This window comes from Glacieibacterium frigidum (assembly GCF_007097155.1).
Lineage (GTDB): Bacteria > Pseudomonadota > Alphaproteobacteria > Sphingomonadales > Sphingomonadaceae > Glacieibacterium > Glacieibacterium frigidum.
Genome location: NZ_VJWA01000001.1, coordinates 384,841 through 407,947, shown reverse-complemented (window position 1 = coordinate 407,947; position 23,107 = coordinate 384,841). Strand labels below are relative to the sequence as shown.

General features: G+C 69.8%; 26 protein-coding genes. 11 read left to right on the top strand and 15 right to left on the bottom strand.

Going from position 1 to position 23,107, the window contains the following annotated elements:
* Positions 1-122: 122 nt before the first annotated feature.
* The 5 genes from FMM06_RS01925 to FMM06_RS01905 all read right to left on the bottom strand — a co-directional run bounded on the left by FMM06_RS01925 (position 123) and on the right by FMM06_RS01905 (position 6,328).
* Positions 123-2,231 carry a sodium-translocating pyrophosphatase gene (locus FMM06_RS01925; protein ID WP_143554536.1) on the bottom strand — a complete coding sequence of 703 codons (2,109 nt, stop codon included), beginning with the start codon at positions 2,229-2,231 and terminating at the stop codon, positions 123-125.
* A 103-nt stretch (positions 2,232-2,334) separates the two neighbouring features.
* Positions 2,335-3,255, bottom strand: coding sequence for a thiamine-phosphate kinase (gene thiL, locus FMM06_RS01920; protein WP_143554535.1), 921 nt, complete (start codon positions 3,253-3,255; stop codon positions 2,335-2,337).
* 59 nt (positions 3,256-3,314) lie between these two features.
* Entirely contained in the window at positions 3,315-3,776 is a 462-nt protein-coding gene (gene nusB / locus FMM06_RS01915) for a transcription antitermination factor NusB (RefSeq protein WP_143554534.1), read from the bottom strand.
* 33 nt (positions 3,777-3,809) lie between these two features.
* Complete coding sequence (locus tag FMM06_RS01910; RefSeq protein WP_143554533.1) at positions 3,810-4,973, bottom strand: aromatic ring-hydroxylating oxygenase subunit alpha; 1,164 nt, start codon at positions 4,971-4,973, stop codon at positions 3,810-3,812.
* The gene (locus tag FMM06_RS01905) at positions 4,970-6,328 is read right to left on the bottom strand and encodes a M20/M25/M40 family metallo-hydrolase (protein WP_143554532.1); all 1,359 of its coding nucleotides are present in this window, start codon (positions 6,326-6,328) and stop codon (positions 4,970-4,972) included. Before FMM06_RS01905 ends, FMM06_RS01910 begins: the two co-directional genes overlap by 4 nt.
* Positions 6,329-6,402: 74 nt before the next feature.
* Between FMM06_RS01905 and FMM06_RS01900 the strand changes: the two genes are divergently transcribed.
* From FMM06_RS01900 to FMM06_RS01885, 4 genes are read left to right on the top strand one after another with little or no spacing between them, the layout of a single operon-like run.
* Positions 6,403-6,825 carry an ABA4-like family protein gene (locus tag FMM06_RS01900; protein ID WP_143554531.1) on the top strand — a complete coding sequence of 141 codons (423 nt, stop codon included), beginning with the start codon at positions 6,403-6,405 and terminating at the stop codon, positions 6,823-6,825.
* A 28-nt stretch (positions 6,826-6,853) separates the two neighbouring features.
* Positions 6,854-7,555 carry a glutathione S-transferase family protein gene (locus tag FMM06_RS01895; protein WP_143554530.1) on the top strand — a complete coding sequence of 234 codons (702 nt, stop codon included), beginning with the start codon at positions 6,854-6,856 and terminating at the stop codon, positions 7,553-7,555.
* A 32-nt stretch (positions 7,556-7,587) separates the two neighbouring features.
* The gene (locus FMM06_RS01890; protein ID WP_143554529.1) at positions 7,588-9,213 is read left to right on the top strand and encodes a M28 family metallopeptidase; all 1,626 of its coding nucleotides are present in this window, start codon (positions 7,588-7,590) and stop codon (positions 9,211-9,213) included.
* Positions 9,214-9,215: 2 nt separating this feature from the next.
* Entirely contained in the window at positions 9,216-9,959 is a 744-nt protein-coding gene (locus FMM06_RS01885; RefSeq protein WP_143554528.1) for a DUF1499 domain-containing protein, read from the top strand.
* Here FMM06_RS01885 and FMM06_RS01880 read toward each other — a convergent pair.
* A complete protein-coding gene (locus tag FMM06_RS01880; RefSeq protein ID WP_143554527.1) occupies positions 9,956-10,390 on the bottom strand; it encodes a cupin domain-containing protein in 435 nt (144 codons plus the stop codon). The two genes, FMM06_RS01885 and FMM06_RS01880, sit on opposite strands and share 4 nt — an antisense overlap.
* Here FMM06_RS01880 and FMM06_RS01875 point away from each other — a divergent pair.
* The 4 genes from FMM06_RS01875 to FMM06_RS01860 all read left to right on the top strand — a co-directional run bounded on the left by FMM06_RS01875 (position 10,389) and on the right by FMM06_RS01860 (position 14,032).
* Positions 10,389-11,711 carry an APC family permease gene (locus FMM06_RS01875; protein WP_185965000.1) on the top strand — a complete coding sequence of 441 codons (1,323 nt, stop codon included), beginning with the start codon at positions 10,389-10,391 and terminating at the stop codon, positions 11,709-11,711. The genes FMM06_RS01880 and FMM06_RS01875 overlap by 2 nt on opposite strands.
* Positions 11,708-12,829, top strand: a complete 1,122-nt coding sequence (gene dapE / locus FMM06_RS01870) for a succinyl-diaminopimelate desuccinylase (protein ID WP_143554525.1) — start codon at positions 11,708-11,710, stop codon at positions 12,827-12,829. Before FMM06_RS01875 ends, dapE begins: the two co-directional genes overlap by 4 nt.
* The gene (locus FMM06_RS01865) at positions 12,826-13,203 is read left to right on the top strand and encodes a DUF2200 domain-containing protein (RefSeq protein ID WP_143554524.1); all 378 of its coding nucleotides are present in this window, start codon (positions 12,826-12,828) and stop codon (positions 13,201-13,203) included. The genes dapE and FMM06_RS01865 overlap by 4 nt, the downstream gene beginning before the upstream one ends.
* Before the next feature lie 163 nt (positions 13,204-13,366).
* Positions 13,367-14,032, top strand: a complete 666-nt coding sequence (locus FMM06_RS01860; RefSeq protein WP_143554523.1) for a PEPxxWA-CTERM sorting domain-containing protein — start codon at positions 13,367-13,369, stop codon at positions 14,030-14,032.
* On the opposite strand, the gene FMM06_RS01855 is transcribed toward FMM06_RS01860, so the two are convergent.
* Both FMM06_RS01855 and FMM06_RS01850 read right to left on the bottom strand, forming a co-directional pair.
* Positions 14,029-14,661: a 2-dehydro-3-deoxy-6-phosphogalactonate aldolase gene (locus FMM06_RS01855; RefSeq protein ID WP_143554522.1), complete on the bottom strand. Its 633-nt coding sequence runs from the start codon at positions 14,659-14,661 to the stop codon at positions 14,029-14,031. The two genes, FMM06_RS01860 and FMM06_RS01855, sit on opposite strands and share 4 nt — an antisense overlap.
* Positions 14,658-15,518 carry a 2-dehydro-3-deoxygalactonokinase gene (locus tag FMM06_RS01850; protein ID WP_143554521.1) on the bottom strand — a complete coding sequence of 287 codons (861 nt, stop codon included), beginning with the start codon at positions 15,516-15,518 and terminating at the stop codon, positions 14,658-14,660. The genes FMM06_RS01855 and FMM06_RS01850 overlap by 4 nt, the downstream gene beginning before the upstream one ends.
* A 111-nt stretch (positions 15,519-15,629) precedes the next feature.
* Between FMM06_RS01850 and FMM06_RS01845 the strand changes: the two genes are divergently transcribed.
* Entirely contained in the window at positions 15,630-16,517 is an 888-nt protein-coding gene (locus tag FMM06_RS01845) for an SMP-30/gluconolactonase/LRE family protein (protein ID WP_143554520.1), read from the top strand.
* Entirely contained in the window at positions 16,514-17,371 is an 858-nt protein-coding gene (locus FMM06_RS01840; protein ID WP_143554519.1) for an aldose 1-epimerase, read from the top strand. Before FMM06_RS01845 ends, FMM06_RS01840 begins: the two co-directional genes overlap by 4 nt.
* On the opposite strand, the gene FMM06_RS01835 is transcribed toward FMM06_RS01840, so the two are convergent.
* The 3 genes from FMM06_RS01835 to folE all read right to left on the bottom strand — a co-directional run bounded on the left by FMM06_RS01835 (position 17,346) and on the right by folE (position 19,940).
* Positions 17,346-17,924 carry a urate hydroxylase PuuD gene (locus tag FMM06_RS01835; RefSeq protein WP_143554518.1) on the bottom strand — a complete coding sequence of 193 codons (579 nt, stop codon included), beginning with the start codon at positions 17,922-17,924 and terminating at the stop codon, positions 17,346-17,348. The two genes, FMM06_RS01840 and FMM06_RS01835, sit on opposite strands and share 26 nt — an antisense overlap.
* A gap of 66 nt (positions 17,925-17,990) precedes the next feature.
* Positions 17,991-19,325 (bottom strand): family 1 glycosylhydrolase, encoded by a 1,335-nt coding sequence (locus FMM06_RS01830; RefSeq protein WP_207790223.1) that lies wholly within the window; start codon positions 19,323-19,325, stop codon positions 17,991-17,993.
* A 36-nt stretch (positions 19,326-19,361) separates the two neighbouring features.
* The gene (folE, locus tag FMM06_RS01825; protein WP_235889201.1) at positions 19,362-19,940 is read right to left on the bottom strand and encodes a GTP cyclohydrolase I FolE; all 579 of its coding nucleotides are present in this window, start codon (positions 19,938-19,940) and stop codon (positions 19,362-19,364) included.
* Between the two features lie 111 nt (positions 19,941-20,051).
* Between folE and FMM06_RS01820 the strand changes: the two genes are divergently transcribed.
* Positions 20,052-20,978 (top strand): hydroxymethylglutaryl-CoA lyase, encoded by a 927-nt coding sequence (locus FMM06_RS01820; protein WP_143554516.1) that lies wholly within the window; start codon positions 20,052-20,054, stop codon positions 20,976-20,978.
* 102 nt (positions 20,979-21,080) lie between these two features.
* Here the strand turns inward: FMM06_RS01820 and FMM06_RS01815 are convergent, their stop codons facing one another.
* The 4 genes from FMM06_RS01815 to FMM06_RS01800 are packed head-to-tail and all read right to left on the bottom strand — an operon-like array spanning position 21,081 to position 23,081.
* Positions 21,081-21,335, bottom strand: coding sequence for a hypothetical protein (locus FMM06_RS01815; RefSeq protein ID WP_143554515.1), 255 nt, complete (start codon positions 21,333-21,335; stop codon positions 21,081-21,083).
* The gene (locus tag FMM06_RS01810) at positions 21,319-21,600 is read right to left on the bottom strand and encodes a hypothetical protein (RefSeq protein ID WP_143554514.1); all 282 of its coding nucleotides are present in this window, start codon (positions 21,598-21,600) and stop codon (positions 21,319-21,321) included. Before FMM06_RS01810 ends, FMM06_RS01815 begins: the two co-directional genes overlap by 17 nt.
* A 54-nt stretch (positions 21,601-21,654) precedes the next feature.
* Entirely contained in the window at positions 21,655-21,948 is a 294-nt protein-coding gene (locus FMM06_RS01805) for a hypothetical protein (protein ID WP_143554513.1), read from the bottom strand.
* Positions 21,945-23,081, bottom strand: coding sequence for a zinc-binding dehydrogenase (locus tag FMM06_RS01800; protein WP_143554512.1), 1,137 nt, complete (start codon positions 23,079-23,081; stop codon positions 21,945-21,947). Before FMM06_RS01800 ends, FMM06_RS01805 begins: the two co-directional genes overlap by 4 nt.
* Between the last annotated feature and the right edge of the window lie 26 nt (positions 23,082-23,107).

Genomic DNA, 23,107 nt, shown 5'->3' with positions numbered 1-23,107 from the left:
AAGGCGCGGCTTCATCCCCTCGTTGTCATTCCGGCGGACCGCCGGAACCCATAGATCATCCAAGCGGACCTTCCGTGTGCGGCGACGATGGGTTCCGGCGTTCGCCGGAATGACAATAGAGATCAGTGTCCGGCGAGAGCAGCCAACAACAAGAGAGCCACGATGTTCGTGATCTTGATCATCGGATTGACCGCCGGCCCCGCAGTGTCCTTGTACGGATCGCCGACCGTGTCGCCGGTCACCGCCGCCTGGTGCGCCGGGGAGCCCTTGCCGCCGTACGCGCCCTGTTCGATGACCTTCTTGGCATTGTCCCACGCGCCGCCGCCGCTGGTCATCGAGATCGCGACGAACAGCCCGGAGACGATGACGCCCATCAATAGCGCGCCGAGCGCGGCGAAGCCGTTGCCCTGGCCCGCCACCGCGGTGATGACGAAGTACACGACGATCGGCGCCAGCACCGGCAGCAGCGAGGGCACGATCATCTCCTTGATCGCGCCCGCGGTCACCAGGCCCACGGTGCGGGCATAGTTGGGCCGCGCGGTGCGGTTGATGATCGCCGGGCCGTTTTCCTTGAACTGCGCGCGGATGTCCTGCGCCACCGCCGCAGCCGTGCGGCCGACCGCGGTCATCGCCATGCCGCCGAACAGGTAGGGCAGCAGCGCGCCGAGCAGCAGGCCGACGACGACGTACGGGTTCGACAAAGTGAAATCGACCGTCACGGCGCTGAAGAACTGCCGCAGGTCCTCGGTATAGGTCGCGAACAGCACGAGCGCGGCGAGGCCCGCCGAGCCGATCGCATAGCCTTTGGTGACCGCCTTGGTGGTGTTGCCCACGGCGTCGAGCGCGTCGGTGCGCTCGCGGACCTCGGCGTCGAGGCCCGACATCTCGGCGATGCCGCCGGCGTTGTCGGTGACCGGGCCGTAGGCGTCGAGCGCCACGACCATGCCCGCCAGCGCGAGCATCGCGGTCGCCGCGAAGGCGATACCGATCAGCCCCGCCAGCTGGAACGCCGCGACGATGCCGACGACGATCACCAGCGTCGGCAGCGCGGTCGACTCCATGCTGACCGCGAGGCCCTGGATGACGTTGGTGCCGTGACCCGAGTCCGACGCCTTGGCGATCGACTGCACCGGGCGATAGTCGGTGCCGGTGTAATACTCGGTGATCCACACGATCAGCCCGGTGACGCCGAGGCCGACGAGCATGCAGTAGAACAGGTGACGCGCGTTGAAGCTCATCGCCGCGGTGTCGTTCAGCGCGATCGGTGCCTCCATGTCGGGGAACACCGCGTTGGTCGCGAAGTACAGTGCCGGGATCGACAGCAGGGCAGTGACGATGAAGCCCTTGTACAGCGCGCCCATGATGCTGCCCTTGCCGAGCCGCACGAAATAGGTGCCGATGATCGAGGTCAGGATGCAGACGCCACCAGCCAAAAGGGGGAGCGTCATCAGGCGCCCCGCATCGGCACCGATCAGCAGCGCGACCAGCACCATAGTCGCGCCGATGGTCACGACATAGGTCTCGAACAGGTCGGCGGCCATGCCGGCGCAGTCGCCGACGTTATCGCCGACGTTGTCCGCGATGACGCCCGGGTTGCGGTCGTCGTCCTCGTCGAAGCCGAGCTCGTTCTTGCCGACCATGTCGGCGCCGACGTCGGCGGCCTTGGTGAAGATGCCGCCGCCGAGGCGCGCGAAGATCGAGATCAGCGACGCGCCGAAGCTGAGCGCCACCAGCGCGTTGACGATCTGGCGCTGCTCGACGGCATCCTCGACGCTGAGGCCGTTGACCGAGGTCAGCACGTAATACAGCCCGGCGATGGCGAGCAGCGCGAGGCCCGCGACCAGCATGCCGGTGACCGCGCCCGAGCGGAACGCCATGGTCAGCCCACCCTGCAGGCTGCCGCGGGCGGCCTCGGCCGTACGCACGTTGGCGCGGACCGAGATGTTCATGCCGATGAAGCCGGTGACGCCCGACAGCACCGCGCCGATCACGAAGGCGATCGCAGGGACCGTCCCCAGGAACACCGCGACGCCGACCGCGACGATGACGCCAACGATGCCGATCGCGATATATTGGCGCTGGAGGTACGCCCCCGCGCCCTCCTGGATCGCCTTGGCGATCTCCTGCATGCGGGCGTTGCCGGCGGGCGCGCGCAGGACCTGCAGCGCGGTCACGATGCCGTACGCGACGGCGACAAGCCCGCACAAAATCGCGAGCAATACCATGTCCATGTGTCTCGAGCCCCTGATGAGGTGCGCCCTGCATGGGGCTGCACCTTCGATAGATTTGGGGCGCTAATGGCAAAGGCGGGGCCGTTACGCAAGCCGCGCGGGTTCAGTGCTCCCAGCCGAGACGCGCGGGCGTGATAAGGCCGTGTGCGCCGAGTACGGTCAGGCCCGGCTCGGCGACGACGCGGCCGATGCGCGTCAGCGGCACTTTCGCGGTGGCCAATGCAGCGAGTTCGGCGTCCGGCGCGGCGGTGAACAGCAGCTCGTAATCGTCGCCCGCAGTGGCGCGTATCAGGCGCTCGGCCTCGTCGCAGTCGCCGGTCACGGGCAGCGCGGCGAGGTCTAGCTCGATCCCGACGCCGCTCGCTGCCGCGAGGCGCTGCGCATCGATCAGCACGCCGTCGGACACGTCCATGCACGCGGTCGCGGTGCCGACCAGCGCGCGGCCGAGCGCGAGGCGCGGGTTCGGGCGACGGTAGCGGTCGAGCAGGCGCTTGTCGTGGGGTGCCTCCCCCCGCGCAACGGCGAGCCCGCGGCCCGCGTCGCCGATCGTCCCCGACACCCACACCGCGTCGCCGACCCGAACACCGTCGCGACCCAGCGCGCAGCCATGCGGCACCTGCCCCACCGCCGTGCATCCCAGCACCGCCGCGCCGCCCCAGCGCACCGTGTCGCCCCCCAGCAGCGCCACCTCGAAATGCGTCAACGCCCGCCCCAGCCCGGCGACGAAGCCGCGCAGCCAGTCGTCGTCCTCGTGCCCGCCCAGCGTCAGGCCGAGCAGCACGCCCACGGGCTCCGCCCCCATCGCGGCGAGGTCGGACAGGTTCACCGCGAGCAGCTTCCACGCCACGTCGGATGGCGGGTCGTCGGGCAGATAGTGGGTGCCGCAGGCGATCACGTCGTGGGTCAGCACCACCTCGCGCCCCAGCGGCGGCAGCCAGACCGCGGCATCGTCGGTCAGCCCGCGCGCCGCGCGATGCGTGGCGAGCGGCGCCAGCAGGTCGGCGATCAGCGCGCGTTCGCGCATGGTCCCGGGGATTGTTTCACGTGGAACAAAATCCTACAGAAACGAACCGTATCGGCTTGTCAGCCGCGCACCCGCCGCGCCACCGTATCGAGCAGCGCGTTGACGAAGCCCGCCTCGCGCGCCTCGAAGAAGGCGTGGGCGACGTCGACATATTCGTCGACCACTGCCGCCGCGGGCACGTCGGGCCGCGCGATCAGCTCATAGACGCCGGCGCGGAGCAGCGCGCGGGTCGGGCGGTCGAGGCGTTCGAGCGACCAGCCGGTCGCCAGCGCCCCGGCGATCTGGCCGTCGATCTCGGCCTCGCGTGCGCCCGCGCCCGCCACGACATCGTCGAAGAAGTCGCGGTCGGCATCGACATAGTCGGCCCCCTCGATCGTCGCGCCGAGGCGGTGGCGGTGGAACTCGGTCAGCAGCTGCGGCAGCGCCGCGCCGTTCATCTCACGCTGGTACAGCGCCTGCACCGCGGCAAGGCGCGCCGCCGAGCGGGCGTTGCCGGTCCGGGCTTTCTTGGAATTGCTCATTGCCCGGGCGTGTACGCGCCGAACCCTGCGAAGTCACCCCGTGCGCGCGGCGCTCCACCCCGGCGTCGGCGGCCGTTCCAGCCGCGCCTCCGGAATGACCCGCCGCAGCCGCTGCGCGAAGGAGCGCAGGCAGACCTCGCTGTCGCCGAGCGGCCCCGCCTTATAGCTCGCGGACTGCATTCCCGCCTGGACGCGCGTCACGAGGATGGTGTCCTCGCGGTTCACCTCGCGGTTGATGCGCGCGTTGAGGTAGCGCGCGGCACGCATCTCGCGCCGATCGTCAGGCAGCGCGTACGCACTCTCGCGCAGGCTCGTCGTCGTCGGGCCGGTGGGCAGGAACTGCATGAAGTCGATGCCGTCGGCATAGATGTCGAAGGCGATGTTCGGCCACAGCTTGAAGTACAGCCACAGGTTCTGCCGCGCGTCGTCGAGATGGTCGGCGCGCGGTTTGAGGCGCTGGTACGCGCGCTCCGACCAGGACCCGCGCGACAGGTCGAGGATCGTCCCGCCCAGCCGGTCGACATGCGCCCCCGCCTCGATCCAGTAGCCGTCGCCGAACAGCCGCTTGAGCCCCGGGTGCGCGACGGGGACGTGCAGCCCGTCAGAATAATTGTCGCAGAGGTTCTTCCAGTTGACGCTGCGCGGCCGCTCGGTGACGCGCTTCAGCGGCTGCATCTCGGCGAAGCGGTAGGGCGCGATCTCGTCCTCGTGCGGCGCCATCATGCTGGCGACCGACGGCCCGCCGCCTTCCAGCCGCACGAAGACGAAGCCGTGCCAGACCTCGTGTTCGACGGGAATAAGTCCCTGCGGCAGCGGGACCTTGTACTGCGAGCGCTGCGGCACACCCGACAGCCGCCCGTCGAGCTCGTACACCCAGGCGTGGTACGGGCAGACGAGCTTCCGCGCCGAGCCGCACGCCCCGTCGACGAGACGCGAGCCGCGGTGGCGGCAGACGTTGGTGAAGGCGCGCACCTCGCCGTGCTCGCCGCGCACGACGATGACGCTCTCGCCCGCGTACTCGAGGCTGTGCCAGTCGCCGGTCTTGGGCAGATCGCTCAGGTGGCAGACGATCTGCCACGACGGGCGGATGACGCGCGCCATCTCGAGCGCGTGAAACTCGGGGTCGTGGTACAGCCAGCCTGGAAGGCTGTAATCGTCGAGCGGATCGCGCGTGTCGGCAACGACGGCGAGACTCATTTCGCGAGTTCCGTGAACAGCACGCGCCAGTGCGCCAGCGCGGGCTCGATCGCCGCCACCGGCACGCGCTCGTTGAGGCCGTGGCTGAACTCGTCCTCGCTGCGCATGAACAGGCCCGACACGCCGTAGCACGGCATCTCGAGCGCGCGGTAGAAGACGCAGTCGGTCGCGCCCGAGGTCTGCCCCGGCACCACCGCGAGCCCGGGGAAGCGCCCGTGCACCGCCTTGGTCACCGCGCCGACGACGTCGGGGCGCAGCGGCGACGGGCTGGTGACGGGCCAGTCGACCTTGGTCGTCGCGACGACGGTCGGGTCGCCGATGACCTCGACCAGCTTCGCCTTGACCTCGGCGACGCTGGTACCGGGAAAGATGCGGCAGTTGACCATCGCCGCGGCGCGCTGCGGCAGCGCGTTGGGGGCGTGGCCGCCGCTCAGGATCGTCGCGACGCACGTCGTGCCGATCTGCCCGACCCAGGCCGGATCGGCGGCGAGCGTCGCGGCCGCCGTCTTGTCGGTCGGGTCGGTCGCGAACTTTGTCAGCGCCGCCCCAGTCGCGCCACCGACGCGCGGCCCGGCATCGGCCATCGTCGCACGGGTCAGCGGGTTGATCTGCGGCGGAAACTTGTACGCCTGCAGCTTCGCCAGCGCGGCGGCGAGCCGGTAGATCGCGTTGTCCTCGCGCGGTGCGCTGCTGTGCCCGCCGGGGTTGGTGAAGGCGAATTCGAAGTCGGCATAGGTCTTCTCGGCGCCCTGCAGTGCATAGGCGATCGGACTATTGTCGGTCGCCAGCCCGCCCCCGCCGCCGTCGCCGTTGAGGACGAACTCGACCCCCGCCGCCTTCGCCGCCTTGGCCTGCACCGCGGCGGTCTTGCCCGCCGTCTCCTCGTCGCCCGACAAATAGAGGATGATGTCGCGCTTCGGCTTGAAGCCCGACTTCCTCAGGTCGATCAGCGTCGCGACGATCATCGTCACGTCGAACTTGTTGTCGGCGACGCCGCGACCGAACAGATAGCCGCCGTCCTCGACCAGCTTGAACGGATCGCGCACCCAGTCTTTCGCGTCGGCCTCGACGACATCCATGTGCCCGATCACCGCGATCGGCTTGCCCCCGCCGGTGCCGCGATAGCGAGCACTCAGGATCGCCTCGCCCGCCACCGGCTCGACCGTCACGTCGGCGGCCGGAAAGCCTGCAGCGACCAGCCGCGCGCGCAGCTTTTCGGCGTATTTGATGTTCTCACCCCGCCCCTGCACGCTCGGCGTCTCGACCGCCTCCTTCAGGATCGCCCGCGCCTCGGCGACCGGGAGTGCCGCGGCGGGCGCAGCGAGGAACAGGGCGGCGAGCAGGGCAACGCGCATTGATGTCTCCGGCGGAACGCGCCTAGGTTAGTGGGTCTCGCGCGCGTGTCCACCGCGAGCGCCGGAGACGCTTCATGCCGCTCGACCAGCTGTTCCGCATCGCCTCGACCGTCGTCCTGGTCGGCTGGCTGGCGCTCGCGCTCGCGCCGCTCAAGCGGCCTGCAATGGTGACCACGGCGCGGCTCGTCGCGGCGCTGCTGTGCGGGGGCTATGTCGCGATCGTCGGCCATGCGCTGGCGACCGGGCCGGCGCCGTCGGGGGCAAGCTTCATGACGCTCGACGGCATCGCCAGCCTGTTCTCGTCGCGCACCGCGCTGCTCGGCGGCTGGGTGCATTACCTCGCGTTCGACCTGTGGGTCGGAAGCTGGGAGGTCGAGGACGCGCCGCGCGCGCGGGTGCCCCACTGGCTGCTGCTGATCTGCCTGGTGCTGACCTTCCTGGCGGGGCCGGCGGGGCTGCTGCTCTACTTGCTCGTCAAGGCGGCGCGGCGGCGCTAGAACCAAAGAAAATCCGGGGGAGACGCACATGCTCAGGCTGATCATCGGCAACCGCGCCTATTCGAGCTGGTCGCTGCGCGGCTGGCTGGCGTGCAAGATCTCGGCGCTCGATTTCGAGACGGTCGTGCTGCCGATGGACACGCCGGAATGGGATAGCGGCGCCGCCAAGGGCGAGTTGCCGTCGGGCAAGGTGCCGGTGCTGTGGGATGGCGACATTGCGGTGTGGGACAGCCTCGCGATCGCCGACTGGCTGGCCGACAAGGTGCGCAACGCGCGCGTCAGCCGCGGGCATTTCTGGCCGCAGGACATGGCGGCGCGCGCCTTGGCGCGCTCGATGAGCGCGGAGATGCACAGTGGTTTCCAGGCGCTCCGCTCGGGCTGTGCGATGAACCTGAAGTACAACTTCCCCGACTTCGTGCCCTCGCCCGAGGTGCTCGCCGACGTCGCGCGGATCGACGCGCTGTGGAGCCGCGCCCGCGACGTCTTCGGCACCCACGCCGATGTCGCCCACGAAGGACCCTTCCTGTTCGGCGGCTTCGGCGCGGCGGACGCGATGTACGCGCCGGTGGTGACGCGCATCCGCACCTACGGCCTGCCGGTCTCGGACGTGTCGGCCGCCTATTGCGAGGCTGTGGCCGCGCATCCGTGGATGGTCGAATGGACCGAGGCTGCAAAGGCGGAAACCTATCCGTTTGCGCGCTACTTGGTCCCAGGCGGCGTCCCGGCTTGACCCGGCTCCCGCGCGCTCTACCGTCCCGGCGCATGAAGATTTTGCTTACGGCGCTGTTAGCCGCCACCCCCCTCGCTGCTGCCACCCCGGCCTTCTCGCCCGACCGGGTCAAGGCGCATGTCGCCTTTCTCGCCGACGATCTGCTTGAGGGGCGCGGTACCGGCACGCGCGGACATGAGGTCGCTGCAGCCTACGTCGCGGCACAGTTCGCGGCGTTCGGCCTGACTCCGGGCGCCAAGGACGGCAGCTGGTACCAGCAGGTGCGCCTGCAGGAGCAGAAGCCCGGCGCGACGCCGGCGCAGCTCGTGCTGACTGGTCCGAACGGCGTGAAGACCTATGCGCAGGGCAGCGACGTGCTGGTCGGCGTCAGCCGCCGCGACGCCGCGACCGACGTGGAGGGCGAGGTTGTATTCGCGGGCTACGGCCTCGATGCGCCCGCGCAGGGCTTCGACGATTATGCGGGGCTCGACGTGCGCGGCAAGATCGTCGCGATCCTCAGCGGCGCCCCCGCCGACCGGCCCGACGAGATCGCAGCCCATCTGCAGAACCGCAACGTCAAGGCGGCCGCCGCCGCAGCACGCGGGGCGATCGGGCTGATCAACCTGCCGACCGCGGCGTCGGAGCGGCGCAGTGGTGCCTGGGCGAAGTCGGTGACGTCCTCGGCGATCCCCTCGATGACGTACCTGGGTGCCGACGGCCTGGCGAACGACGCCGCCCCGTCGCTGAAGGCCAATGCGACCTTCAACCGCGCGGCCGCCGACACGCTCTTCGCCGGCAGCCCGCAGGCCTTCGCCGCGATCTATGCCGAGGCCGGCACGCCCAAGGCGCGGCCGAAGGGTTTCGCGCTGCCGACGCGTGTGCGGATCACCGCCACCGCGGCGTTTCGCACTGTCACCAGCCCCAACGTCATCGGCGTCCTGCCCGGCAGCGACCCGAAGCTGAAGGCCGAGGTCGTGGTGCTGATGGGGCACCTCGACCATCTCGGCATCGGGCCCGAGATCAAGGGCGACCGCATCTACAACGGCGCGCTCGACAATGCCGCGGGTGTCGCGACGATGCTGGAAGTGGCGCGCGCCTTCGCCGCCGGGCCGGCGCCAAAGCGCACGCTGATGTTCGTCGCGAACACGGCCGAGGAGAAGGGCCTGCTGGGCGCCGAGGCGCTGGCCAACGACCCGCCGGTGCCGATCGGCAACATCGCCGCGGTCGTCGACCTCGACCAGCCGATGCTCCTCTATGATTTCAACGACGTCATCGCCTTCGGCGGCGACCATTCGACGATGGGCGAGGCGATCGCCCGCGCGGTCGCCAAGGCCGGGGTGAAGGTCGCGCCCGACCCGATGCCCGAGCAGGCGATCTTCACGCGGTCGGACCACTATACCTTCGTCAAGCGCGGCGTGCCGGCGCTGCTGCTCGCCACCGGGCACGGCAACGGCGGCAAGGCGGCTTGGGACAATTACCTGGGCACCGATTACCACCAGCCGTCGGACGACATGAAGCTGCCGATCGACTGGGCGGCGGGCGCGAAATACGCGAAGGTCAATTACCTGATCGCCAAGGAACTCGCCGACGCGCCCACGCGTCCGCGCTGGTACACCGGCGATTATTTCGGCGCGACCTTCGCGCCCGGCGCGCCCACCATCCCACGCAAAGGACGCTGAACATGGCCAGCCCCCCGATCTCGAGCGCCGACGCCGCCGTGCCGCGAACCTCGTCCTGGCCGCTGCGGCTGGCGCTGATCACCCTCGTCGCCGCCATCCTGGTGATCGCCGCGGGGCCGCTGACCGCCGCAGGGGCGCCGTGGCAGCTGGGACTGGCGCTGTTCGCACTCGGCGGGCTGGTCGCGGGCGTCGGCGCGCTGATCGTCGCGGTCTATGCGCTGCGCAAGCGCGGACCGAGTGCGCTGATGGGCGTCGCCGCCGTCGCCGGCCTGATCGCCTTCGGCGTACTCGCGCTGAAGATCGCCGAAGGGCGCAGCGTGCCGCGCATTCATGACATCACCACCGACACGCGCGACCCGCCGCCCTTCCAGGCGCTGCTCGCCGAGCGCGGCGAGAACGTCAGCCCCGCAGCCTATGACGGCGAGGCGGTCGCCGCGGCGCAGCGCACCGCCTACCCCGACCTGACCGGCGTGCTGCTTACCGAAGACCCCGCCGCCGCGTTCGACAAGGCGCTGGCGGCGACGCGCGAGATGGGCTGGCGCATCGTCCTCGCCGACGCCGCCGCGGGCCGCATCGAGGCGGTGGCGACGGTGCCGTGGTGGGGGTTCAAGGACGATGTCGTCGTCCGCGTCCGCCCCGATGCCGGCGGCAGCCGTGTCGACGTGCGCTCCAAGTCACGCGTCGGCGAGGGCGACATGGGCGTCAACGCCGAACGCATCCGCGCCTATCTGGCCAAGCTGAGCTAGTGGCCGAGGGTATAGCCCTCGGCATTGCTCCAGCGCATGCCGATATCGGGATAGACGCAGGCGTCCTGGCCTGGCTTGTCGGGTCCGATAGCGAGGAAGCGCACGTCGGCAGCCGAGCGGTTGACGAGGTGATGCGCGTTGGGAACGCCTTTCGGGAATACCGCGACGTCGCCGGGATGCAGCAGCGTCTCGCCGTCGTCCTCGATCAGCACCGCCTCGCCGGCGAGCATATAGACGAGCTCGTCCTCGGCGCTGTGCCAATGGCGCTGGCTCGACGCAGCGCCCGGGGCGAGCGTTACCAGATTGACGCCGACGTCGGTCAGCGCACCCGCGAGCGGCACCCAGCTGCGGCCCTGCACCGCAGCGTCGTGCGGCGGCGGATAGCCGGTGCGGGCGATCGAGGGGATGGCATCCAGAGCGAGCTTGGGCATGGCTGCCGCCGATAGCGCCGCGACGAAACCCGGACAACCGCACCTGCTGCGTGTCCTGGGGCTGGGCTTCGGCATTGCAGCCGTCATCGGCGGTACCGTCGGATCGGGGCTGATGCGCGCGCCGGGGCCGGTCGCCGCAGCGCTCGGCGATCCCGCGACGATCCTCGCTTTCTGGGCACTCGGCGGCGTGCTGACGCTGGCCATGGCGATGCCGATGATCGAGCTGGCGACCGCCCTGCCCCGCGCCGGCGGCCCCGTCGTCTATGCCGAGCGCGCTTTCGGGCATACCGCGGGCACGCTCGTCGGTTGGGCCGACTGGCTGCAGAACCTCGTCGCGATCAGCTTCATATCGGTGGTCTTCGGCGAGTATCTGCAGCGATTGGGGATCGGCGGCGGCCTGTCGATCGGCACCCTCGCGGTGCTGATGCTGGCGGTACTTGCCGGGGTCAATTGCCTCGGCACGCGCGTCACCGGCGCCAGTCAGACCGCGGGCACGGTGATCAAGATCGCCGCGATCGTCACCCTCGTCGCCGCGCTCTACCTGTTCGCCCCTGCCGCGCCTGTGCCGGCGAGCCCGGCGCCGCCGCTGACCTTCGTCGCCGCCGTCGTCGCGATCCGCCTGATCTCGGGCACCTACGGCGGTTACGGCGCGCTGTTCTATCTCGGCGAGGAGATCGAGGCCCCCGGCCGCACGATCGCGCGGGCGACCTTGCTCGGCCTCGTCGGCGTCACCCTCGTCTATGTCGCGGTCAACGCGGCGCTGCTCCACGCGCTGCCGCTCAGCGTCCTCAGCGCCTCGACGCTGCCCGTCGCCGATGCGATCGGGGTCATCGCCGGTCCCGCCGGCGAGCGGCTGACCACCGGCTTTGCACTGCTCGCGGTGCTGACGCTGCTCAACATCACCGTCATGTTCACGCCGCGCACCCTGTACGCCTTTGCCGAAAGCGGCGCGCTGCCGGGCATCTTCGCGCGGGTCACGCCGGGCGGCGCGCCATGGGTTGCCGTCATCGTCACCTGCGCCGCCGCCGCCCTGCTCGCGTCGAGCGGGACATACCTGACCATCGTCGCGATCTACGCGCCGCTGTCGATGGTGCCGATCATCGCCACCGCGCTGGCGGCGCTCAAGCTGCGCGCACGCGAGCCCGAGCTGGCGCGGCCGTGGCGCATGCCGCTCTACCCCCTGCCGGTGGTGCTGACGCTGCTGGTCAGCGGCGCGCTGCTGGTCGCCTTCTTCATCGAGGATACCGAGAACTCGCTGTGGTCGCTGGCGCTGCTGGCGCTCGGCCTGCCGCTGCTGCTGCGGAAGAAGCGCACCGCATGACCGCGCTCGACCTCGCCCGCGCACTGATCGCCTGCCCCAGCGTCACGCCCGCCGATGCGGGCGCGCAGGGAATGCTCGCCGCCGCGCTCGAGGAGCTGGGCTTCGAGGTCCACCGCCTGACCTTCGGCGACGCCCCCGACGGCCCGATCGAAAACCTGTTCGCCACCATCGGCGAGGGCCACCCGCACTTCGCCTTCGCCGGCCACACCGATGTCGTGCCGCCCGGCGACCCCGCCGCCTGGAGCGTCCCGCCCTTCGACGCGACCGTGACGAACGGCCAGCTCGTCGGACGCGGCGCCGCCGACATGAAGGGCTCGATCGCCGCCTTCGTCGCGGCCTGCGCACGGCCCCGTGGCTCGGGCCGCCTCAGCCTGATCATCACCGGCGACGAGGAAGGCCCCGCGACCTGGGGCACCGCGCCGCTGCTCGACTGGATCGAAGCGCGCGGCCTCGTCCCCGACCTGTGCCTTGTCGGCGAACCCACCAGCGCGCGGGTGCTGGGCGACACGATCAAGATCGGACGGCGCGGGTCATTGAACGCCTGGATCACCGTCAACGGCGCGCAGGGGCATGTCGCCTACCCCGACCGGGCCGACAATCCGGTGACGCGCCTCGTCGCGATCCTCGCCGAGCTCAAGGCGCGCCAGCTCGACACCGGCAGCGACTGGTTCCAGCCCTCGAACCTCGAGGTCACCGACCTCACGGTGGGCAACCCCGCAACCAACGTCATACCGGCGCAGGCGAGCGCCCGCCTCAATATCCGCTTCAACGACCTGCAGCGCGGCTCCGACCTCGAGGCGTGGCTGCGCGGGGTGGTCGCCGCGCATGCCCCCTCCGCCGATGTGCAGGTCCGCATCTCGGGCGAGGCCTTCCTGACCGAGCCCGGCCCCCTCTCGACCCTCGTCGCCGACGCCATCCACGCGGTCACTGGTGTTACCCCCGAACTTTCGACCAGCGGCGGCACCTCCGACGCCCGCTTCATCCGCCGCCTCTGCCCTGTCGTCGAGTTCGGCCTCGTCGGCACCTCGATGCACAAGATCGACGAGAGCGTCCCCGTCGCGGACATCGACGCACTGACCGAAATCTACGCGGGCGTGCTGGCGCGGGTGTTCGCATGACCGGCCACCGCATCTTCGGGATCGCCGTCGCGAGCGTGTACCGCGCCTATCTCGCCAAGGCCGAGAAGAAGGGGCGGACCAAGGCCGAGGTCGACGAGGTCATCCGCTGGCAGACTGGCCACACGCAGGACAGCCTCGACGCCGAACTGGCGAAGGGCACGACTTTCCGCGACTTCTTCGCCCGAGCCCCGGCGATGAACCCGCTCCGCGACCTCGTCACCGGCACCGTCTGCGGCGTTCGAGTCGAAGCGGTCGAGGACCCGCTGATGCGCGAGATCCGCATCCTCGACAAATTGATCGACGAGCTCGCCAAGGGCCGCCCGATGACGAAGATCTTGCGGCAACAAAGCTTGTTGCCCGACCGACTTGCGTAAGTGCCGCCGCTAACCAGCTGAAAAGCCACGCCGACCGTTGGAGATCTTTACAGTTCTTTAATTCATGTTTCGCTAACGCATTGATAATGTTTCGGTCAGGTTTTGGCCCGCTTTTTGCAAAGCTCTCGACGGTGCCGCGTGTTGCGGCGAGGGGAGCAAGTCCATGTTGCGTCTGAACATTTCCGCCGCTTTGACGGCCGTTGCACTGACCGTTGCCGCGCCTGCCGCTGCAGCCCAGCTGATCGTCACCAGCTACGACATGCCCAACGGCAATGGGCAGGCGAGCGGCGGCAGCTTCAACTATTGGGACCTCGGCTACACCGGTCTCGGCAACACGACGACCGACGGCGCCGCGCTGACCGGCGGCACCGGCGACCTGACCGACGGCTATGCCGAAACCCAGGCGTGGAACGCCGTCGAGAACGGCGCCGGGACCGGCCCCTATGTCGGCTGGCTCGCGAGCGCGGTGCTCAACCCGGTCGTGACCTTCCACTTCGCCGGCAGCCCGACGATCACGGCGATCGACATCACGCTCGACAACAGCGGCATCGGCGGCGTGTTCGCGCCCGCGGCGATCCTGATCGACGGCGTCGTCACGCCGTTCACGGCGCCGGCCTTCGTCGGTACGGTCAGCTTCACCGGACTGTCGCTAAGCGGCGGAACGCACACGATCGAGTTCCAGCAGAGCCCGAGCAGCTGGGCGTTCATCAGCGAAGTCAGCTTCTTCGGCACCGCAGTGCCCGAGCCCGCGACCTGGGGCCTGATGATCGTCGGCTTCGGCATAGTCGGCGCCACCGCCCGCCGCCGCCGGATGGCCGTCGCGTCCTAGCCGGAGGCCAGCGCCGCCACGTATGCGCGAGCCTTCGCGCGGACGTCGGCGGCGCTCATCCCCGGCTTGAAGACGCCCGACCCGAGCCCGAATCCCCGCGCGCCCGCCGCGACCCACGGCGCCATCGTCTCGGGCGAGACGCCCCCGACGATCAACAGGTCGGTGCCCTTCGGCAGCACCGCAAGCAGTGCCTTCGCGACAACGGGCGTCGCGGCTTCGGCCGGGAACAGCTTCAGCGCATGCGCACCCGCGTCGAGGGCGGCGAAGGCCTCGGTCGGCGTGAAGATGCCCGGCGCCGACACCATGCCCGCCGCCGCCGTCGCGGCGATGACGGGCAGGCAGGCGTTGGGGGACACCACCAGCACGCCGCCCGCGTCTGCCACGCGCCCCGCGTCGGCAACGTTCAGCACCGTGCCAGCGCCGATCGTCGCCCGCGCGCCGAACGCCTTCGCCAGGATGGCGATGCTGTCGAACGGGCGCGGCGAGTTGAGCGGCACCTCGATGATCCGCACCCCCGCCTCGATCAGCGCGGCGCCGACGGCTTCGGCCTCGTGCGGCTCGATCCCGCGCACGATGGCGACGAGCGGCACCGCTGCGAGGTGCGCGCGGAAGGTCTCGAGGGCGGTCATCGCGTGGCTCCCATGATGGCGATCATTCCCGCGACGAAGGCGTCCTCGCCGTCGACGATGCGCGCGGTGCGCCCTGCCCGGTCGAGCGCCACGGCAAAGCGTTCGGACAATGCCGCGGTGCCGATGACGGGGACGATCGGCTCGCGGCGGCGGCCCAGCCCGATGCTGACCTCGTTGCCGATCAGCAGGCCCGAGACGTAGGATGCGGCATCCTCCTTCGCCGCCTGGCCCAGCAGGACGCGGGCGCGGACGCTGAACAGTTCGGCGAGCAGGTCGCCGTGCGCGAGGCCGTGGTCGACCCCCGCGACGAACGCCGGCCCGGTGCCCGCCTCGCCCTGCAACAGGTCCGACAGGATCGACTTCGCCTTGAGCGCCGCGAAAACGTCGCCGGTCATCACGGTGCGGAAGCGGTTGATGCGGCCGTCCTCGACCTCGATCCACTTGCCGTGGGTGCCCGGGTGGGCGAGCAGCCCGTCGCCGACCTCGCCGAGCGCCAGCGCGCCGAGCACCTGCACCTCCTCGCCGCGCATCACGTCGGCGGCGATATTGTCGCTGTACGACACGCCGGGCACGATGCCGACGCCGGGCTGCACCCAGGTCACCGCGGCAGCGATCTGCGAAAGGCCCGCGGGCGCGGCGACGTACGGCACCTCGACCCAGCCGCGGTTCGACCCGATCATGCCTGCCAGCAGCACCGGCGCCCCGCCCGCCGCGGCGCGGATCGAGGCGACGTCGCCCGCGAAGTCGGCGCAGTTCAGGATGCCCTGGTCGTCCTCGCGCGTGGCGGTCACCACGCCGCCCGCGATCTCGAAGACGCGACGGTTCGAGGTGCCCCAGTCGACCGCGACGAAATCCATGCTGTTTCCTTCAGGTGAAGCCCGTCCTTAGCGGGCCGAAGCGTGGGCGTCAGCATCGACACGCGCCGCCCGTCCCGCCTAGAACGCGCCGTCACGGCGATGGGAGCAAAAATGGCGACCGAAACGGACGAACCCGGCTGGCGGACGCTGTGGGACGTCGGCTGCACGCTCGGCGAGGGGCCGGTGTGGGTGGCGCGCGAGGCGGCGCTGTACTTCGTCGACATCGAGGCACCCGCCGTCCACCGCTACGATCCCGCGACGGGGGAACGATCCAGCTGGACACCGCCGTGCCGCGTCGGGTCGCTCGCGCCACGCATCGGCGGCGGGTTCATCGCAGGGACCGAACAGGGTTTCGCGCACATCGACCCGGCGGCAGGCGTGTTCGAGCCCATCGACCACCCCGAGCTGCACCTGCCGACCAATCGCTTCAACGACGGCAAGGTCGATCCGTCGGGCGCCTTCTGGGCGGGCACGATGGACGACCGCAAGACCGCGCGGCAGGGTACCTTGTACCGCGTCGACGCGGGCGGCTGGGCGGTCGCCGACACCGGTTACCGCATCACCAACGGCCCGGCGTTCAGCCCCGACGGGCGGACCGCCTATCACAGCGACACTATGGACGGCGTGACCTACGCCTTCGACCTCGGCGCCGATGGCAGCCTGTCGAACAAGCGCGACTTCGCGCGCTGGCCCGCGACTTTGGGCGTGCCCGACGGCATGACGGTCGATGCGGAAGGCTATCTGTGGGTCGCCTTCTGGGGCGGCTGGGCGGTGCGGCGCGTGTCGCCGGCGGGCGAGATCGTCGGCGAGTACGCATTGCCGGCGTCGAACATCACCAGCTGCACCTTCGGCGGACCAAACCTCGACCGGTTGTTCGTGACCTGCGCGCGGCAGGGGCTCGACGAGGCGGCGCTGACCGCGCAGCCGCTGGCGGGCGCGCTGTTCGAGATCCTGGGGCATGGCGCGCGCGGCTGCCCGCCGGTGGAGTATGCGGCATGAGGCTGGCGAGCGGCGACACCGAACTCGTGCTGGCGCCCGAGGTTGGAGGCAGCATCGCGGCGTTCCGCTGGCGCGGCATCGACGTGATGCGTGCGAGCGGAGACGAGGCGGTCGCGGCGCGCGATCCGCTGGGCCTCGCGTGCTTTCCGCTGGTGCCCTATTCGAACCGCATCGCGCACGGGCGCTTCGTCTGGAACGGGCGCGAGGTGCGCCTGCCGCGCAATTTCGGCACGCACCCGCATGCGATCCACGGGCTGGCGTGGCAGGCGCCGTGGGCTGGTACCGCGAACGACACGACGGCCAGCCTGGCTTACGCCCACGACGGCAGCGTCTGGCCCTGGGCGTTCGACGCGCGACAGGACTTCACGGTGACCGACGACGGCTTCGACGTCGCGCTGTCGGTGACCAATCGCGACGCGACCGACATGCCCGCCGGGCTCGGCCTGCACCCCTATTTCCCCAACCCGCCCGCGACGCGGCTGACCGCGAAGCTCGACGGCTGGTGGCGCACCGATGCCTTCGTCATGCCGCTCGGCCATGTCGCCGAGGTAGGCGACGACTGGAGCCACCGGCTGCATGGGCGCACGACGACCGATCACGTGTTCACGGGGCCGGCCGGTCCGGTGGCGCTCGACTGGCCGACGCACCGCCTGACCTTCACTGCGTCGGCGAACGCGCAGTGGCTCGTAGTCTATGCGCCGACGGGGGACAGCATCACCGCGGTCGAGCCGGTGACGCACCCGACCGACGCGCTCAACCTGTCCGGACAACCCGGCGTCGCGCGCCTCGCGCCGGGCGAGACGCTGACGCTGACGGTCGCCTACCGCGTCAGCCCGGCAGGTACATCTGCGTGACCATGCCGTAGAGCATCGGCAGCGACAGCACGAAGTTGGTCCGGCTGGCGAGCATCGCGGTGCGGGCGCTGGACGCCTTGACCGCATCGTCAGCAGGAACGAGGCCGAGGGCGCGCTGCTGGTTCGGCCAGATGATCATCCAGACGTTCGCCGCCATGATGATTGCGAGGTACATGCCGATGCCGATCGGGCGGAACCCGTCCTGCAGCGTGAAGGCCTCGGCCATATAGCCCTTGAGTCCGGCGACTGCGAGGCCGGTGACCAGCGTCGCGATGGCGCCCCAGCGGAACCAGAACAGCGCCTCGGGGGCGATGTACTTGCTGACGCCGCCCTTCAGTTCGGCCGGCACCTTGGGCATCGTCGGGATCTGCACGAGGTTGAAATAATAGAGCAAACCGATCCACACGATGCCCGACAGGACATGCAGGAACAGCGTGAAGGGCACCGCATAGCCGCCGTCGAGCTGCGCATGGTGCAGCCCCAGCGCCATGACGACCAGCAGCACGACCCCCGTCAGGATCGCCGTATTCAGGTTACCGAGTAGCTTGCCCATCGCGCGTGCCCCTTGTTCGCAATTGCCGCATCCGTAGCGCGCGCGACGCGGTTTTGCCAGACCGCGTCAGGGGGCGTCGCTGCCGCGCCCCGATGGGGACATCTCGGCTGCCGTAGCGACTGCGGCGGCCGGGGGTGCCCGCCGCGCGCGCCAGTTGCGCAGCGTGTCGCGCCGCCGCACCGCGAAGCCCTCGTCATACTCCTGCGGCCGGACCACCGGCACGACGAGGCACACCGACTGCATCGGCAGCACGTCCGCCCAGTCTTGGATCAGATCCCTGTACGCCGCCCCGACCGGCCGGATGTTGCGGTCGAGATCGTACAGCCCGACCGCGTTGACGTTGCCGTTGTCGTGCCGCAGCGCGCTGTCCCAGTCGATCTGGTCGGTCAGCGAATACCAGGTGAAGCCGGTGATCGGCACGCCGTCGTTGCGGACGCGCAGCACGCTTGCCCATTGCTTCCACAGCCAGTCGACCGCCGCGGTCCCTTCGGCATTGTCGGTCATATTGGTCTCGGTGTGCATCACCGGCAGGCGGTAGCGGTCGTAGTATTGCCAGGTGATGCCGTCGTAGCCGAACACCTCGCCCGCGGCGCGGCTCTCGCCGTCGGCCGCCACGCGATGTTCGTTGGTGATGTAGTAATCGTTGCCCATGATGCAGTGCTGCTTGAAGCGGTTGTCGAGGAAGAACTGGTAATCCTCGCGCGCCATGCCGTTATCCATCAGATATTCGAACATCTCGGAATCGACGCGGCGGCCATAGTTGAGGTCGAGGCTGAGGAAGCGCAGCGAGTTGAAGATTTCGGCGGGCTTGATCGCGCTGGGGTCCTCGGCATGGAAATACTCCGACGATTCCGACTGGATGAAGATCGCGTCGGGGCGCTCCTCGAGGATGCACTTCATCGACAGGACGTTCGCCTTGACGAGGTTCTTGAGCGCGGTGACGAAGCCGCGGTCGGTCGTCAGCGCCTCGTTCCACCAGCCGTACTTGGCGGAGAACATCGCGCAGATGAACATCTCGTTGACCGGCGTGTAGAGCTGCACCCACGGAAAGCGCGCCGCGAACTCGCGGGCATAGCGCGCGAACAGCGGGCCGAAATCGGGGTTCTGGAAGTCGCCGATCCAGTCGGGCACGCCGAAATGGCAGAGGTCGACGATCGGCACGATGTTGCGCCGGTGCAGGTCGCGCATCGTCGTGTCGGCGAACGACCAGTCGTAGCGCCCGTCGCCGAGCCAGGTCGTGTGGATCGGCGGCCCGTAGCGCAGGAAGTGGATGCCGAGCGCCTCGACGAGGTCGAAGTCCTGGCTCCAACGCTCGTAATGGCCGCACTTCGCCATCTGGTCGACGCGCCGGCTCCCGACCTTGGGGTAGGAATTTTCGATGCCGGTGGCGAACATGAACATGGTCGGGGCAACGGGCCTAATGGGAGTTGGTTGCGATTAGCCCCGTCCCATCAGCGCCAGCACTTCCTTCCGCGACCGATCGTCGTCGCGAAACACGCCCATCATCCGGCTGGTCGTCATCACGACCCCCGCGGTCATCACGCCGCGCGCGCTCATGCAGGCGTGGGTCGCCTCGATGACGACCGCGACACCGACGGGATCGAGGTGGTGCTGGATGCAGTCGGCGACTTCGGCGGTCAGCCGTTCCTGAACCTGCAGGCGGCGCGCATAGCCGTGCAGGACGCGCGCCAGCTTGGAGATGCCGACGACGCGGTCGCGCGGCAGATAGGCGATGTGCGCCTTGCCGATGATCGGCGCCATGTGGTGCTCGCAGTGCGACTGGAACGGGATGTCCTTCAGCAGCACGATCTCGTCGTAACCGCCGACCTCGCCGAAGGTGCGGCTGAGGTGGATGCCGGGGTCCTCGAGATAGCCGCGAAAATATTCGCGGAAGGCGCGCGCCACACGCGCTGGCGTGTCGAGCAGCCCCTCACGCTCGGGATCGTCGCCCGCCCAGCGCAGCAGTTCGCGCACCGCATCCTCGGCGCGCGCCTGCGGAATCGGTTCGTGCCCCATCGCCTGAACCGAGCGTTCGGGGCCGTCGTCGAGAAAGTCGTCCATGCGCGGCTTTAGAGGCGCAATGACCCCCGGCTGACAACCACGAAATTGTCGCACTATAAGGCGCGCATGGAACAGGTTCAGATCGTCGAGGTCGGCGCCCGCGATGGGCTTCAGAACGAGGCGGAGGTCATCGCGACGCCCGACAAGGCGCAGCTGATCGACCGGCTGCTCCGGGCCGGCGTGCGGCGCATCGAAGTCGCGTCGTTCGTCAATCCGGCGCGGGTGCCCCAGATGGCCGACGGCGAGGCGGTGATCGCCGGCCTGCCCGACCGGCCGGACGTGTCCTACATCGGCCTGTGCCTGAACAAGCGCGGCGTGCTGCGCGCCATCGCGAGCCGCGAGGGGGGCGCACGCGGCGTTGACGAGGCGGGGTGCGTCGTCGTCGCGTCCGACAGCTTCGGCCAGCGCAACCAGGGCCAGACGGTCGCCCAGGGCATTGCCGAGAATGTCGCCATGCTGCGGCTGGCGCGCGAGGCCGGACTGGTGCCACAGGTGACGATCTCGGCGGCGTTCGGCTGCCCCTTCGAAGGGTCGGTGCCGCCGGAGCGGGTGATCGACATCGCGCGCGCGATGGCGGATGCGGGTGCGGTCGAGATCGCGCTGGCCGACACGATCGGCGTTGCGGTGCCGGCGCAGGTCGAGGAGCTGTTCGGGCGCCTCGCCGAGGCGGCGCCGGGTGTCGCGATGCGTGCGCATTTTCACAACACGCGGGGCACCGGCATTGCGAATGCGTGGGCGGCTTACCGCAGCGGCGTGCGGGTACTCGATGCGAGCCTCGGCGGACTGGGCGGCTGCCCGTTCGCGCCACGGGCGACGGGTAATATCTCCACCGAGGATCTCGTGTTCATGCTTGATCGCAGCGGGGTCGCGAGCGGGGTCGATCTCGATGCGCTGATCGCGATCAACGGCTGGTTTGCCGAGGTATTGGGGCGTCCGCTGCCGTCGATGGTCGCGAAGGCCGGCGGCTGGAGCGGTAGAGCGGCAACACCCTGAACTGCCATTTCGGCGACCGCCGGAACCCAGCGATCAACAAGCGGACGTTCGCTTGGAAAGCCGATGGTTCCGGCGTTTGCCGGAATGACAGCCAGAAAAAATTTACCGCGTATCGTCGGCTTGCTTGTCGGTCGACATGCCCGGCGCGTTGCGCTCGGTCTCGGTCCCCGACTTCTCGCCCGACTGCGCGTTGATCCCGGCGCCGTCGCTCGCAGTGCTCGGGGCACCGGCGTGCCCGCCCATCGATTGGCCGCCGTGCTTGCCATCCTCTGCCTGACCGTTGTCGGGCTTCGCAGCACTCGTCGCGTCGGGGCCGGTCGCGGCACCGGGCACGCCGCCGTCAGCTGGCGCGGTCATGCGACGCGTCCTTGGTGCTCGTCGCGTTGGGGTTGTCGGGACCCGAATAGCCCTGCTCGTTCTGGCCTGCCGAGTCGCTGTCGCTGTCGCTGTTCCGCGGCTTGACGGCGTGCTGATAGGCGCCGCCCGAGGACTCGCCGCCCTCGATCTTGCCGGGGGCTGCTTCGCTGTCGGCGATGGCGGGACGCGCGCCGACAGCGCCGTAGCCGAGCTCGCGGCCGTCGTCGTGCGTGGTGGGCGGCGGTGCGGGGGTGTCGTCGGACATGAATGATCTCCTTCACGCAAATAACGCCGCGCCGCGCGCGCCCGTTCCGGCGGCTCAGCCCTCCAGTGCGGCGAACCAGTCGGCGTAGGGCGTGTTGCGCACCATGTGGCGGTTGAGGTCGGGGGCGCCGTCGTCCCACCACACCGGGCCGCGCTCGCCGAGCGCCTCCTTCGCGGCCTGCACTTCGGCGCGGGCGGACATATCGCCGCGTGCGATCGCCCGGCGCGCCGTCATAAGTCGGTCGACCGCCGCCTGGCGGGTCGCGTCATCGAGAGCAGGGTTAGCGGCGCGCCACAGCCGCCCGCGGACGACGATGTAGCGGCCGTCGGGGGTGAGCGGCGGGCTCAACCCTTCGGGCGGATCAGGTACTTCTCGCCGGTCCGCTTGGCGTTGTAGGCGGTCAGCACCGCCGGATCGAGCGCCTCGTGCAGGCTGATATTGTGGCTGTAGTGGCTCTTGAAGGTCGTCGTCAGCTCGGCGACGACGCGCGCGCGCATGCGGGCGACGACCTCCGGCCCCGCCTTCGCCATGAAGGGCGTCAACAGGAAGCCCGACAGCGCCCAGCTTAGCCCGAAGCTGCGATCGAGGATCGTCGGTCCGACGTCGAGCATGCCGTAGACATAGACCTGCTTGAAGGTGTCGGAGCCGTAGCGGCTGTAGGTCTTCGCCGACTTAACCGCCGCGACTTCCATCGCCGCGAGGATTTGTCCGGACAGCTTGCCGCCGCCGATCGCATCGAAGCCGCACGTGGCGCCGGTCGCCTCGATCGCCGCGCCGAGCTTGCTGCGGAAATCCTCGGCGCTCGAGTCGACGATGTGGGTCGCGCCGATCCCTTCGAGCAGCGCGACCTGCGCCGAACTGCGGACGATGTTGACGAGCGGGATGCCGTCGGCGGCGCAGATGCGCACCAGCATCTGGCCCAGGTTCGATGCTGCGGCGGTGTGGACCAGCGCGCTGTGGCCCTCGGCGCGCATCACCTCGGTAAAGGCGAGTGCGGTCAGCGGATTGACGAAGCACGAGGCGCCGTCCTCGGGCGCGGTGCCGTCGGGCAGTTCCATGCAGGCGGCCACCGAAAGGCAGCGATACTGGGCGTACATCGCGCCGCCGAGCAGGGCGACGGTCTTGCCGAGCAGCGCCTGCGCGGCGGGCGAGGCGCCGGCGGCGACGACCACACCGCAGCCTTCGTTGCCGACCGGCATCGCCTCGCCGACGCGGCCCGCCATGGCGCGCATGCCGGGGGCTGCGATGTCGGCGGTCAGCACCGGCAGGCCGTCACGCTCCGACGCGCGCAGCGTCGAGACATCGGCGGCCCCGACCAGCAGGCCGAGGTCGGACGGGTTGATCGGGGTGGCCAGCACCTCGACCAGCACCTCATGGTCGCGCGGAGTCGGCACCGGCTGGTTGACCAGCGAGATCTCCAGCGTCGCGTCGTCGCGGACGAGGGTCAGCAGCTGGAGGCCGTGCGTCGGAAGGTCGGTCATTCGCAATCCTTCGGAAGGGGGAAGCC